This is a genomic window from Pseudomonas sp. AC242 (genome assembly GCF_979258655.1).
This window is the reverse complement of sequence record NZ_OZ409873.1, coordinates 819,660-831,945: the sequence shown is the minus strand read 5'-3', so window position 1 is coordinate 831,945 and position 12,286 is coordinate 819,660. Positions and strand designations below refer to the sequence as shown.

Annotated in this window: 12 protein-coding genes and 2 pseudogenes; 6 read left to right on the top strand and 8 right to left on the bottom strand. The window is 57.3% G+C overall.

All coding sequences use genetic code 11. From position 1 onward, the window contains the following. The first annotated feature begins 62 nt into the window (after positions 1-62). Together ACZZ0A_RS03820 and ACZZ0A_RS03815 are read left to right on the top strand one after the other, a co-directional pair. Positions 63-596 (top strand): hypothetical protein, encoded by a 534-nt coding sequence (locus ACZZ0A_RS03820; RefSeq protein WP_463542537.1) that lies wholly within the window; start codon positions 63-65, stop codon positions 594-596. Positions 597-644: 48 nt separating this feature from the next. Next, the gene (locus tag ACZZ0A_RS03815; RefSeq protein WP_463542536.1) at positions 645-824 is read left to right on the top strand and encodes a hypothetical protein; all 180 of its coding nucleotides are present in this window, start codon (positions 645-647) and stop codon (positions 822-824) included. Positions 825-869: 45 nt separating this feature from the next. Here ACZZ0A_RS03815 and ACZZ0A_RS03810 read toward each other — a convergent pair whose 3' ends face one another. Together ACZZ0A_RS03810 and cysK are read right to left on the bottom strand one after the other, a co-directional pair. Continuing rightward, a complete protein-coding gene (locus tag ACZZ0A_RS03810; protein WP_007911288.1) occupies positions 870-1,808 on the bottom strand; it encodes an aspartyl/asparaginyl beta-hydroxylase domain-containing protein in 939 nt (312 codons plus the stop codon). Between the two features lie 184 nt (positions 1,809-1,992). Further along, positions 1,993-2,967 carry a cysteine synthase A gene (gene cysK, locus ACZZ0A_RS03805; RefSeq protein ID WP_007911289.1) on the bottom strand — a complete coding sequence of 325 codons (975 nt, stop codon included), beginning with the start codon at positions 2,965-2,967 and terminating at the stop codon, positions 1,993-1,995. 127 nt (positions 2,968-3,094) lie between these two features. Between cysK and ACZZ0A_RS03800 the strand changes: the two genes are divergently transcribed. After that, a complete protein-coding gene (locus ACZZ0A_RS03800; RefSeq protein ID WP_150692119.1) occupies positions 3,095-4,171 on the top strand; it encodes a DUF748 domain-containing protein in 1,077 nt (358 codons plus the stop codon). A gap of 7 nt (positions 4,172-4,178) precedes the next feature. On the opposite strand, the pseudogene ACZZ0A_RS03795 reads toward ACZZ0A_RS03800, so the two are convergent. Further along, positions 4,179-4,436: pseudogene (locus ACZZ0A_RS03795) on the bottom strand (DUF2442 domain-containing protein); the annotation flags it as partial. 279 nt (positions 4,437-4,715) lie between these two features. On the opposite strand from ACZZ0A_RS03795, the gene ACZZ0A_RS03790 reads away from it, so the two are divergent. Both ACZZ0A_RS03790 and ACZZ0A_RS03785 read left to right on the top strand, forming a co-directional pair. Beyond that, entirely contained in the window at positions 4,716-5,561 is an 846-nt protein-coding gene (locus tag ACZZ0A_RS03790) for an AAA family ATPase (protein WP_095113756.1), read from the top strand. A gap of 12 nt (positions 5,562-5,573) precedes the next feature. Continuing rightward, entirely contained in the window at positions 5,574-6,752 is a 1,179-nt protein-coding gene (locus tag ACZZ0A_RS03785; protein ID WP_007911295.1) for a vWA domain-containing protein, read from the top strand. A gap of 64 nt (positions 6,753-6,816) precedes the next feature. Here ACZZ0A_RS03785 and ACZZ0A_RS03780 read toward each other — a convergent pair whose 3' ends face one another. The 5 genes and pseudogenes from ACZZ0A_RS03780 to ACZZ0A_RS03760 all read right to left on the bottom strand — a co-directional run bounded on the left by ACZZ0A_RS03780 (position 6,817) and on the right by ACZZ0A_RS03760 (position 11,201). Then, positions 6,817-7,365 (bottom strand): hypothetical protein, encoded by a 549-nt coding sequence (locus ACZZ0A_RS03780; protein WP_095113757.1) that lies wholly within the window; start codon positions 7,363-7,365, stop codon positions 6,817-6,819. A 118-nt stretch (positions 7,366-7,483) separates the two neighbouring features. After that, positions 7,484-8,401, bottom strand: coding sequence for a 5-oxoprolinase subunit C family protein (locus ACZZ0A_RS03775; protein ID WP_123376305.1), 918 nt, complete (start codon positions 8,399-8,401; stop codon positions 7,484-7,486). Then, positions 8,398-9,102 (bottom strand): 5-oxoprolinase subunit PxpB, encoded by a 705-nt coding sequence (gene pxpB / locus ACZZ0A_RS03770; RefSeq protein WP_463542535.1) that lies wholly within the window; start codon positions 9,100-9,102, stop codon positions 8,398-8,400. The genes ACZZ0A_RS03775 and pxpB overlap by 4 nt, the downstream gene beginning before the upstream one ends. Continuing rightward, positions 9,099-9,851: a 5-oxoprolinase subunit PxpA gene (locus ACZZ0A_RS03765; protein WP_007911313.1), complete on the bottom strand. Its 753-nt coding sequence runs from the start codon at positions 9,849-9,851 to the stop codon at positions 9,099-9,101. Before ACZZ0A_RS03765 ends, pxpB begins: the two co-directional genes overlap by 4 nt. A gap of 62 nt (positions 9,852-9,913) precedes the next feature. After that, positions 9,914-11,201, bottom strand: a pseudogene (locus ACZZ0A_RS03760) (MFS transporter). A gap of 159 nt (positions 11,202-11,360) precedes the next feature. Here ACZZ0A_RS03760 and ACZZ0A_RS03755 point away from each other — a divergent pair. Further along, complete coding sequence (locus ACZZ0A_RS03755; protein ID WP_007911319.1) at positions 11,361-12,275, top strand: LysR family transcriptional regulator; 915 nt, start codon at positions 11,361-11,363, stop codon at positions 12,273-12,275. The last annotated feature ends 11 nt before the right edge of the window (positions 12,276-12,286 follow it).

The window sequence follows — 12,286 nt, the reverse complement described above, 5'->3', positions numbered from 1 at the left end:
TGAATAGGCTGGATCGCAATTGCGACACCCCACCATCGAGGACAAGGAATGCACGGGATCACATGCCAAGGGAACGGACGTATTTGCGCTACCAAGTGTATAAATCACAGGCCAGAAAACAGGCTGGGGTTACTTTCGCAAAGCTGCACAAAGACTTGTTGCAGCAAGGGATAGTGGATGTTGATCACTCCAGAGTTCGTTTCGAAGCAATCGATGCTCAAGCGCTGAGTGCCTATGAAGAATGGTTTGATCCTCATTTCTCTTGGCGAGATGTTGTCAGGTGGAAGGCCAAAGAACCCCTTAGCTTCGATTTAGCAATCTGGTTTGATCAGGAGTTATGCGGACTCTGCTTTGCGAACCCTAATCAGAGCCGGTTACGAGTGAAAATTGTGCGTCTGGAAGGAAAGCCCGATAACGATCACCCTCTCAAAAGCCGAGTTGCGACATTTGCCTTGACCGCCGTGACTCACTTCGCGCGAATCATCGGCAGTACCCAACTTGAAATTCAGGAACCTCTCCCTGGAGTGATTTCCCTGTACCGGCAACTGGGTTTTGAATTCGACTCGGAGGGTAGGCTTGTGAAGCTGATTTGGTAAGACTAGTATCGGGCAACTGCTCATTTAATGATCAACGCCGGAGGCACCATGAAGGCTGCCGTTGAAAAAAAGGCGCCAGGCGCCAGGCCGATAAAAGCTGATAGAAAACGCTCTTCTGGAAAGTTGTCTGAACAGGAGTTGCATCGAATCAGAGAAGCATTGGTGAATCCAGCCGCGGAAGAGCCAGGAGGCGTCCTCGCTGGCGCTTCGTTCACCTTCTCTTCATAAAAAAACCGCTCACAAGGAGCGGTTTTTTTATTACAACCTCCAGCCTCAACCAAACAGCCAATACCCCAACAACGTCAACACCACCACCGCCAGCACCGGTCGCATCACGCGGTAGGCCTTCGGATGACGGCGTTTCCACTGTTTGACCACTCCACTGAACTTGTCGCTGAAGTTCTTGCTCCAGGCGTAAGCCTGGTTGATCCCGCCGACGCGCTCGTCGTCAAGGTTCTGCGGTGCGGTGGCGCGGCCGAGCCAGGCGCTGATCGAGCGGTTGATGCGGGTCATGAGGCGGTTGCTCAGCGGACGCTCGACGTCGCAGAACAGGATCACGCGAGTTTGTTCGGTTTCGTTCTTGACCCAGTGCACGTAAGTTTCGTCGAACATCACGTCTTCGCCGTCACGCCAGGCGTAAACCTGACCATCGACGAAAATCCGGCAATCGTCGGAGTTCGGCGTCGACAAGCCGAGGTGATAACGCAGGGAGCCGGCGAACGGATCGCGATGCGGGTTCAAGTGGCTGCCACCCGGCAACAACGCAAACATCGCACCTTTTACGTTGGGAATCGCACTGACCAGTGCCACGGTCTTCGGGCACAGGGTTTCAGCCGACGGCAGCGGTTTGTCATACCACTTGAGGTAGAAACGTTTCCAGCCCTTCTTGAAGAATGAGCCGAAACCGGCGTCGTTGTTCTTTTCCGCCGCGCGAATATAGCCTTCATCGAACAGATGCATGGCCTCGTCGCGAATGGTTTCCCAGTTGTCGCGTAGTACGTCCAGTTCCGGGAATTTGCTGCGATCCAAATACGGCTTGGACGGCACGCCGGAGAACAGGTACATCAAGGCATTGTACGGAGCGAAAAGTGCCGAGTGGTTGACGAACTGGCGCAGAACCGGCAAACGCGCCTTGCCGCGCAAATGCACATAGAGGATGCTGCCCACAAACAGCAGCAGCACCGACACCTTGGCGGCTAACGAAAAGCTCATCAACGACTCCTTGAATAAAGACAACGCTGCGCAATGCCCTTTACCCGACATGGCAGCCGGCCATGATAAACACTACCGGCTTCGGACAAAACCCGCCTTACACAAGATTCAGTGTTAAGCATTGCGCAACAAAGCATTTATTAGCATAACGATCCTGAACCCCGGCTGACCTGAATCAACTGGATTACTGCTGAGTCTCCTGCTCAGTGAACAGATCGCTGAACAACATGCTCGACAGATAACGCTCACCCGAGTCCGGCAGAATCACCACGATAGTCTTGCCCTGCATCTCCGGCGTCTCCGCCAGACGCACTGCTACCGCCATCGCTGCACCGCAGGAGATGCCGCACAAAATCCCCTCTTCCTGCATCAAGCGCAGGGCCATGGCCTTGGACTCTTCGTCGGTGACCTGCTCAACCCGGTCGACCATCGACAGATCGAGGTTCTTTGGCACAAAACCGGCGCCGATCCCTTGAATCTTGTGCGGGCTCGGTTTGATTTCTTCACCCGCCAGCGCCTGGGTGATCACTGGCGACGACATCGGCTCCACCGCCACCGACAGAATCGGTTTGCCCTGGGTATTCTTGATATACCGCGAAACGCCCGTGATGGTTCCGCCCGTGCCAACCCCAGCCACCAGTACATCCACCGCACCATCGGTGTCGTTCCAGATTTCCGGACCGGTAGTTTTTTCGTGAATCGCCGGGTTTGCCGGGTTATCGAACTGCGCCGGCATGAAATATTTGTCGGCATCGCTGGCAACGATCTCGGCAGCCTTTTCGATGGCGCCTTTCATGCCCTTGGCTGGCTCGGTCAACACCAGCTCGGCGCCCAGAGCCTTGAGGACTTTACGGCGTTCGATGCTCATCGAAGCCGGCATGGTCAGCATCAACTTGTAACCACGGGCAGCAGCAACAAACGCCAGACCGATCCCGGTGTTACCCGACGTCGGCTCGACAATGGTCATGCCCGGCTTGAGTTTGCCGCTGCTTTCGGCGTCCCAGATCATGTTGGCGCCGATCCGGCACTTGACCGAATAACCGGGGTTGCGCCCCTCGATCTTGGCCAGAATGGTCACGCCACGCGGCGCGATGCGGTTGATCTGCACCAGCGGCGTATTACCGATGGAATGGGCGTTGTCAGCGAAAATACGGCTCATGGCTGGGTCCTTATGCAGCATTGAATTCAGCCTTCAAAGGTATGCCTGTTGCCCATCACAGTCCAGTCGGGTCGAACGTCTGCGCGACGTAACAGTCAATCGCTTACATCGTCAGGGAATTGCCGTCATGAAGCGTCGCTACAGTTGGCCATTAGGGATTTTCGCCGTCGTCGTTGTGCTGCTGATCGCGCTGCACATCGCCCTGCCCTACATGGTGCGCGACTACCTGAACGGCAAACTGGCGGACATGGGTGACTATCGGGGCCAGATCACTGATGTCGACTTGGCCCTATGGCGCGGCGCCTACAAGATCAATGGGCTGAAGATCGTCAAGGTCGACGGCAAGGTACCGGTACCGTTCGTCAACGCACCGCTGATCGATCTGGCAGTCAGCTGGCATTCGCTGTGGTACGACCATGCCGTCGTGGCGCAGGTGAGATTCGTAAATCCTGAAGTCAATTTCGTCGATGGTGGCGCTAACAAACAGAACTCACAAACAGGTCAAGGCACCGACTGGCGCGCGCAACTGGGCAAATTGCTGCCGATCACTCTCGACGAAGTACAGATTCAGGACGGCAAGATCAGTTTCCGCAACTTCAATTCAAAACCTCCAGTGAACATGAACGCGACCAATGTCGACGCGAGCATCTACAACCTGACCAACGTGGTCGACAAACAGGGCAAGCGCGACGCCCGCTTCGAAGGCAAAGCCCTGCTGCTGGGTCATGCACCGCTGGAAACCACCGCAACGTTCGACCCTCTGAGCAATTTCGAAGACTTCGAGTTCCGCCTGCGCGCCAAAGACATCGAACTTAAACGCATGAACGACTTCGCCTCGGCCTACGGCAAATTCGACTTCAACGCCGGCCACGGTGATGTGGTGATCGAAGCCCAAGCCAAAAAAGCCCAGGTCAACGGCTACATCAAACCCCTGCTGCGTGACGTCGAAGTGTTCAACTGGCAGCAGGACGTGGAAAACAAAAACAAGAGCATCTTCCGCTCAGTCTGGGAGGCTTTGGTCGGTGGTACTGAAACCGTGCTGAAGAATCAGGCGAAAAACCAGTTCGCCACCAAGGTCGAACTCAGCGGCAACGTGCATCAGCAAAACATCAGCGCGTTCGAAGCATTTTTGCAGATTTTGCGCAATGGTTTCGTACAGGCATTCAATGCCCGGTATGAGCGGCCGAAGCCAGATGCGGGTTAGGGTTCATTTCTGGAAAAGCATCCAGATATAGAGTATCGGCGCCAATCTGAATATCCGGGGCCGGCCATTCAACGGTCCAACCGTTATCGCCCAAGATGGCAGTCGCAAAGACTTGGGGATCAAGCAAGGGCTGCAACTGCTTATACGTTTGAATATCTCGACTCAAATCGAGTGTCAGCGCGCGACCATCAACAAAGCAGAGTGCAAGCCGACTATCAGAGAGCGCAGTAACTGCCGCCAAGCGTGGTCGTTTCATGGATAACATCAATTCAGCGCCTCCGGGCAGATGGGGACTGCTTCGCAGCCCAGCGGGAGCAAGCTCCCTCGCCACAGATTCAGTGGACATCCTGAAGGCTATCGCCAAATCGGCGATACCTGAATAATGGCCATCGGCCGAGACTGAGTCAACATGTGACGCCCCATTCAGAGACTGAATAAGCCGTCTGCGTTCACAGTCGACCGGGCTGCGCGTTATAGTCGGGCATCCGATTATTTCGCCCCCGCCCTGCCCGTCAGGTCGGCGTTACCGTTCGAGGATTAGCAGATGAAGTTCGAAGGCACCCAGGCCTACGTCGCCACCGATGACCTGAAGCTGGCGGTCAACGCCGCCATCACCCTGGAGCGGCCGCTGCTGGTCAAGGGCGAACCGGGCACCGGCAAGACCATGCTCGCCGAGCAATTGGCCGAATCGTTCAATGCCAAGCTGATCACCTGGCACATCAAGTCCACCACCAAGGCCCATCAGGGTCTGTACGAGTACGATGCGGTCAGCCGTCTGCGCGACTCGCAACTGGGCAATGAGAAAGTCCACGATGTGCGCAACTACCTGAAGAAGGGCAAACTCTGGGAGGCTTTCGAGTCCGAAGAGCGGGTCATTCTGCTGATCGACGAGATCGACAAGGCCGACATCGAGTTCCCCAACGACCTGCTGCAAGAACTCGACAAGATGGAGTTCTACGTTTACGAGATCGACGAAACCATCAAGGCGAAGAAGCGCCCGATCATCATCATTACCTCCAACAACGAGAAAGAACTGCCGGACGCCTTCCTGCGCCGCTGCTTCTTCCACTACATCGCCTTCCCGGATCGCCCGACCCTGCAGAAAATCGTCGACGTGCACTACCCGGACATCAAGAAGGATCTGGTCAGCGAAGCGCTGGACGTGTTCTTTGACGTACGTAAGGTGCCGGGTCTGAAGAAGAAGCCATCGACCTCGGAACTGGTCGACTGGCTGAAGCTGCTGATGGCCGACAACATCGGCGAAGCGGTATTGCGCGAACGCGATCCGACCAAAGCGATCCCGCCACTGGCCGGTGCCTTGGTGAAGAACGAACAGGACGTGCAACTGCTTGAGCGCCTGGCGTTCATGAGCCGTCGCGGCACCCGCTAAGAGGCTGATGCCATGCTGCTCAACCTGTTCAATGAAATGCGTGCTGCCAAGGTGCCGGTGTCGGTGCGCGAGTTGCTCGACCTGATCAACGCGCTGAAACAGCGCGTGACCTTCGCCGACATGGACGAGTTTTATTACTTGTCGCGGGCGATTCTGGTGAAGGACGAACGCCATTTCGACAAGTTCGACCGCGCGTTCGGCGCCTACTTCAATGGCCTCGAAAAGCTCGATGATCACTTGCAGGCGCTGATTCCCGAAGACTGGCTGCGCAAGGAATTCGAGCGTTCGCTGAGTGACGAGGAGCGCGCGCAGATCCAGTCCCTTGGCGGCCTCGACAAGCTGATCGAAGAGTTCAAGAAGCGTCTGGAGGAACAGAAGGAACGCCACGCCGGCGGCAACAAGTGGATCGGCACCGGCGGCACCAGTCCGTTCGGTTCCGGCGGTTTCAACCCGGAAGGCATTCGGGTCGGCGATGCCGGCAAGCGCCAGGGCAAAGCGGTGAAAGTGTGGGATCAGCGTGAGTACAAGAACCTCGATGATTCGGTGGAACTGGGCACGCGCAACATCAAGGTTGCCCTGCGCCGCTTGCGTAAATTCGCCCGTCAGGGCGCAGCGGAAGAACTCGATATCGACGGCACCATCGACCACACCGCCAAGGACGCCGGTCTGCTGAACATCCAGATGCGCCCTGAACGCCGCAACACGGTGAAGCTGTTGTTGCTGTTCGACATCGGCGGTTCGATGGACGCCCACGTGAAGATTTGTGAGGAACTGTTCTCGGCCTGCAAGACCGAGTTCAAGCATCTGGAGTACTTCTACTTCCACAACTTCGTTTATGAATCGGTGTGGAAGAACAATATGCGCCGCACCTCGGAACGCACTTCGACCCAGGACCTGCTGCACAAGTACGGCGCCGACTACAAAGTGATCTTCATCGGTGACGCCGCCATGGCGCCGTATGAAATCACCCAGGCCGGCGGCAGTGTCGAGCACTGGAACGAAGAGCCGGGTTACGTGTGGATGCAGCGCTTCATGGAGAAGTACAAGAAACTCATCTGGATCAATCCGTATCCGAAAGACACCTGGGGCTATACCTCGTCGACCAATATCGTGCGCGATCTGATCGAGGATCAGATGTATCCGTTGACGTTGCGCGGGCTTGAGGAAGGGATGCGGTTTTTGTCCAAGTAAGATTGCGAAGGTAAATACTGAAAGGCAGACCGTATGAAAGCGGCTGCCTTTCAGGCTCGCGAATTTACCAATCTGTCGCGAGATAAGACTTGCAGAGCCGGTCCATGAAAGAGGTGTCCAGAATCGCGGGGCCGACAGCAGTCGTTTTTTGCCCGCGGCGTTTTTTCTTCCCTCTGGCGACAACTTTCGCCCCGCCATTTTCCAGCGCTACCCTGCGATTTTTTTCAATGTCCGTTTCAGGACTCAGGGTCACTTCACTCTTCATTTCGCCCTCTGGCGCCAGAAAGCGAAACCTTACGCTTTTCACCTCAGCACCCGCGTTGGTCTCCACGGTCATCAGCTCCATGGCGTTACCACTCGCCTCCGTGCGGTGATTCCAGTGAAACATACGCATCATGTCGACGGTTGCGGTGGACATAAATGTCTCGATACGCGCAACGATGTCCTGATGACCGGCCCGGTCGGCGTCCAGTCGTTGCACATTGTAGAAACGATCGATGCTCGCCCGATAAACCGGCACGCAGTCCACACCCTCATAAAAACCGACAATGTGCCCATCGACACTGTTCGCACATTCGCCCTTTGATTGGGCCATTACTGTCATAAAACGCATCTGTAACTTCCTTGTAAAAGATGAAGACCGATAGTTCCACACCCCTTAGACAAGTGATGTAGGGCGACTTACCTAAACGTGGGGAATCGTCTCGGTCTTCAGTCCGAAGTACGGACACTTACAAGTAGGACTGCAGGTAGTGGATATGGTCTTGCCATGCACGTTCCTGCATGACCGGGGTGAACCGAACCTTGTCACCCGGCAGACGCTGCGCCAGCCGCGCCAGTGCCAACGGCGTCAACGCCCCCAAGCGTGGATAACCACCAATGGTCTGACGATCATTGAGCAAGACGATCGGCTGCCCGTCTGGTGGCACCTGCACCGCACCGAGTGGAATGCCTTCGGAAATCATCGGTTGCCCCTGATAGTGCAAGGCGCTGCCCAACAAGCGAATGCCCATGCGATCAGCGCGACTGTCCAGCGACCAAGCCGTGTTGAACACATCAAACAGGCTCTGCCCGCTGAACTGGCCGATCTGCGCGCCGAGCACCAGATCCAGCGGTGCATTCGATTGCAAATCCGGCCGTAATGCCAAAGGCACTTCGCGAAGCAACAGCGATTCACCGCGATAACTCAGCGCCGCCCCCTTGGCCAGCGGCACGCCCAGGCCATCCAGACCACCGAACTCTTCACGCACAACCGTCGCGCTGCTGCCCAAGACCTTGGGGGCCTCGAAGCCACCGGGCGCCGCCAGATAAGCCCGGGCACCGAGCAGCGGTTGCGTGAACAGCAACTTCTGTCCTTTACCCAACTTGAAACTGCGCCACGGCGCCAGCGGTTGACCATCAATCTGTGCGCCAAGATCAGCTCCGGCCAGCGCCAGCAAACAATCCTCTGCAGCGACGACGGCAAACCCGCCGAGGGTGATTTCGATCACCGTTGCATCGAGGTTATTGCCGAGCAACCAGTTGGCCCAGCTCATCGAACACCAATCCGCCGCACCGCCCTGGGTCACGCCCAGATGGCGCACGCCGAAACGTCCCGCATCCTGCAACAGACAGAGCGGTGTACTCGCTTCAATCGTCAGTCGGCTCATGCCAGTGCCTCCAGTGGCGTGTCATCACCGCCCAGATTGACGAATTCGGCATGACTGACCGCTTCGAATCGCACGGTGTCGCCCGGTTGCATCAGGCTGTAGCCGTCACGATTGCGGTCGAACAGTTTGGCCGGAGTGCGACCGATCAGGTTCCAGCCGCCGGGAGAGACCACGGGGTAAGCCGCCGTCTGCCGTTCGGCAATGCCGACGCTACCGGCAGCGACTTTTTTGCGTGGTGTGTTCAGGCGAGGCGCGGCAAGCACTTCTTCGACCAACCCCATAAACGCGAAACCCGGCGCGAAACCAAGGGCGAATACCTGATACTCACGTCCGCTGTGGCGACGGATCACTTCATCCACCGCCAGACCGCTGCGCTCGGCCAGCAAACTCAACTCAGGGCCGACACTCAAGTCATACCAGACCGGCAACACATGACATTGGCCGCCAGTTCGCGCATTCGGTGACAGATCGATCAGCGCTTCGGCGATCAATTCCCGCGCCTGACTCGGACTCAGTGCAGTCAAATCGTAATGCACCATCAGCGTCGTATAGGACGGCACCAGATCGATCAGTTGCTCACCGAATACCGCACGCAAACGCTCACTGGCAGCGAGCATCCACGGCATGTTGGCTTCGGCGATTTCATCGAACAGACGCAGCATCAGGCAATCCAGTGCCACCACTTCAATCCTTGGGTTCATAAGGCGCTCTGCTGATTCAGGGCCTCGCGAATGCGCTGCACGGCCGCTACCGAACTGGCGTTGTCGCCGTGCACGCAAAGGGTGTTGGCGTGCAGGCGCAAGGCGCTGCCGTCGCTGGCGCTGAGGTTGTCGCCACGGGCAATGGTCAGGGCTTGCTCGATGATTTTTTCCGGATCGTGATGCACCGCGCCCGGCAATTGCCGTGAAACCAGTTTGCCGGCACTGTCGTAAGCGCGGTCAGCGAAGGCTTCGAACCACAATGTCACGCCATATTCATCGCCGATCTGCTGCGCCGCCGAGTTGTCGCGGGTGGCCATCAGCATCAACGGCAGGCTGCGGTCATAAGCGGCCACTGCCTGAATCACCGCCCGCAATTGCGCCGGATTGGCCATCATGTCGTTGTACATCGCGCCGTGGGGTTTGACGTAACTGACGCGCCCGCCCTGGGCTTTGCAGATACCATCAAGGGCGCCGATCTGATAATGCAGGATGTCTTGCAGCTCTTGCGCCGAATACGCCATGGAGCGGCGACCGAAACCGACCAGATCCTGATAGGCCGGGTGTGCACCGATCTGCACGCCGTGGCTCAATGCCAGGCTGACGGTCTTGCGCATGATGCTCGGGTCGCCGGCATGGAAACCGCAAGCCACGTTGGCACAATCGATGAAGGGCATGACCTCGGCATCCAGACCCATGGTCCAGCTGCCGAAGCTCTCGCCAATGTCGCAATTCAATAGCAGGCGGCTCACGGTGAACACTCCTGTAGGTGCTTGTCTTTTTATCTGTAGGACTGTGCTAAGCAGGTTATCAGTTACTGCGCATCGAGTTGCTTGCCACGGGTTTCCGGCAGGCTCAATGCCGCGATAATCACCACGCCGTAAGACACCGCCGCAAACGCGCCAATGCCGACACTCAACGGCACCTTCTGGCTAAGCAAGCCGATCAGCAGCGGAAACAAAGCCGCCAGTGCCCGACCGATGTTGTAGCAAAAGCCCTGCCCCGAACCGCGAATTCGCGTAGGAAACAATTCAGTCAGAAACGCGCCCATGCCGCTGAAAATCCCTGAAGCAAAGAAGCCCAACGGGAAGCCCAGCCACAGCATCACGCCATTGCTGACCGGCAGTTGCGTGTAGAGCAGAACGATGGTGAACGAGCCGACTGCGAACAGGATGAAGTTCTTTTTCCGCCCGAGCAGGTCAGTCAGATAAGCGCTGATCACGTAACCGACGTAGGAGCCGACAATCACCATCGCCAGATAACCGCCCGTACCGAGCACGCTCAAACCGCGTTCGTTTTTCAGAAAGGTCGGCAGCCAGGAAGTGATCGCGTAGTAACCACCGAGGGCGCCAGTGGTCAGCAGTGAAGCGCGGAACGTGGTGAAGAGCATGCCCGGCGCGAAGATCTCGTAGAACTTCGATTGATTCTCCGGCGTTTGTTGGGCTTTAGCCTCGCGATAGATCTCCGGATCTTTCACCAGTCGACGGACGAAAATCACGAAAATCGCCGGCACGATGCCGAGGATGAACAGCGCACGCCAGGCATCTTCCGGCGGCAACACCGAGAACAGCAGCGCATATAGAATCGCTGTGAGCCCCCAGCCCAACGCCCAGCCGGATTGCACCATGCCCACCGCTTTGCCCGCGATCCTTGGCGCGGATCACCTCGCCGATCAGTACCGCGCCAGCCGTCCATTCGCCGCCGAAACCGAAGCCCATCAAGGTCCGGGCGATCAGCAGTTGTTCGTAGTTCTGCGCGAAGCCGCAGAGGAAGGTGAAGAAAGCGAACCACAACACCGTGAGTTGCAGGGTGCGCACGCGACCGATGCGGTCTGAGAGAATCCCAGCGACCCAGCCGCCGATGGCCGAAGCGATCAACGTGCTGGTGTGGATCAGCCCCGCTTCGCCGGTGGTGATGCCCCACATCGCAATCAGCGTCGGCACGACGAAGCTGAGCATTTGCGTGTCCATGCCGTCCAGACCGTAGCCGATCTTGCAGCTCCAGAACGTACGGCGCTCCTGCTGATTGATGTTGCGATACCAGTCGAACGGCCCGGGGCGCGCCGTTGCCGTGGATGCTTCTAGGGTGTCGGGAGCACGCATGGCTTATCTCCGCAGGTTTTTTATTGGTCTTGTTCGTAGCCCCGACGACGCCTATCGTGGGGACCGGATGCGTCGATTTTTCGTCGCGCGGCCCTGCTGCGTCCAACGAATAAAACCCCGCCTTAGCCATAAGAAAAATTTGTCACCCGAGCCTTGCCCATGAACCTGAAGTTTCTCGAGACCTTTGTCTGGGTCGCCCGACTGAAGAGTTTTCGCCTGACCGCCGACAAGCTGTTCACCACCCAGGCGTCGATTTCCAGCCGCATTGCGGTACTGGAAGGCGAGCTGGGGGTGAAGCTGTTTTTGCGCGATTCACGCGGTGTCAGCCTGACGCCCGAAGGGTTGAAAGTGCTGGAGTACGCCGAGCAGATGCTCGACACCATGTCGGCGCTGAAACAGTCGATCGAGACCCGCTCGAGCAAAGTCGGCCGCGTGCGCATTGGCGTGATGGACACGGTGATTCACACCTGGCTCAGCCCGTTGGTGGCACAGATGACGGACCTGTATCCACGGGTGGAAATCGAGCTGGTGGCGGATACTTCGTTGAACCTCTGCGATCAGTTGCAAAAAGGCTTTCTCGATATCGTTCTGCAAACCGATCTGATCCGCCATGAAAGCGTGCGCAGTCTGGAGCTGGCCAGCCATCCGCTCGGCTGGATCGTCGCCAGCAATTCGATCTACAACCGCGACTATGCCGACCTTGCCGAACTGGCGCAGGAACGGATCATCACCTACTCGAAAAACTCCCGACCGCATCAGGATCTGTTGGCTTTGATGCAAGCCAGTGGCGTACTCGCGCCACGCTTGAATTGCGTGAACTCGGTGTCGGCGATTACCCGCTTGTTACGCGATGGATTTGGGATTGGTGTGCTGCCGCCGGTGCTGGTTGCGGAGGAGCTGGCGCGGGGCGAATTGACCTTGCTCAACATCGATCAACGGCCACCGAATCTGCAGGTGGTGGTGTCGTGGCGGGTGGGGGTTGAGTGGGTCGAGGAGATTGTGACGTTGTGTCAGCAGGTGCTGGAGGGGTATGCGATCAAGATGGGCACTGACTATATCGCCCTGACACCGTGATCATTCCCACG

Bases quoted from the DNA above. Each gene is read 5' to 3' on its own strand.
- ACZZ0A_RS03775 (WP_123376305.1), bottom strand. From the start codon at position 8,401: ATGAGCCGACTGACGATTGAAGCGAGTACACCGCTCTGTCTGTTGCAG.
- ACZZ0A_RS03820 (WP_463542537.1), top strand. From the start codon at position 63: ATGCCAAGGGAACGGACGTATTTGCGCTACCAAGTGTATAAATCACAG.
- ACZZ0A_RS03790 (WP_095113756.1), top strand. From the start codon at position 4,716: ATGAAGTTCGAAGGCACCCAGGCCTACGTCGCCACCGATGACCTGAAG.
- pxpB (WP_463542535.1), bottom strand. From the start codon at position 9,102: ATGAACCCAAGGATTGAAGTGGTGGCACTGGATTGCCTGATGCTGCGT.
- ACZZ0A_RS03810 (WP_007911288.1), bottom strand. From the start codon at position 1,808: ATGAGCTTTTCGTTAGCCGCCAAGGTGTCGGTGCTGCTGCTGTTTGTG.
- ACZZ0A_RS03785 (WP_007911295.1), top strand. From the start codon at position 5,574: ATGCTGCTCAACCTGTTCAATGAAATGCGTGCTGCCAAGGTGCCGGTG.
- cysK (WP_007911289.1), bottom strand. From the start codon at position 2,967: ATGAGCCGTATTTTCGCTGACAACGCCCATTCCATCGGTAATACGCCG.
- ACZZ0A_RS03755 (WP_007911319.1), top strand. From the start codon at position 11,361: ATGAACCTGAAGTTTCTCGAGACCTTTGTCTGGGTCGCCCGACTGAAG.
- ACZZ0A_RS03800 (WP_150692119.1), top strand. From the start codon at position 3,095: ATGAAGCGTCGCTACAGTTGGCCATTAGGGATTTTCGCCGTCGTCGTT.
- ACZZ0A_RS03815 (WP_463542536.1), top strand. From the start codon at position 645: ATGAAGGCTGCCGTTGAAAAAAAGGCGCCAGGCGCCAGGCCGATAAAA.
- ACZZ0A_RS03780 (WP_095113757.1), bottom strand. From the start codon at position 7,365: ATGCGTTTTATGACAGTAATGGCCCAATCAAAGGGCGAATGTGCGAAC.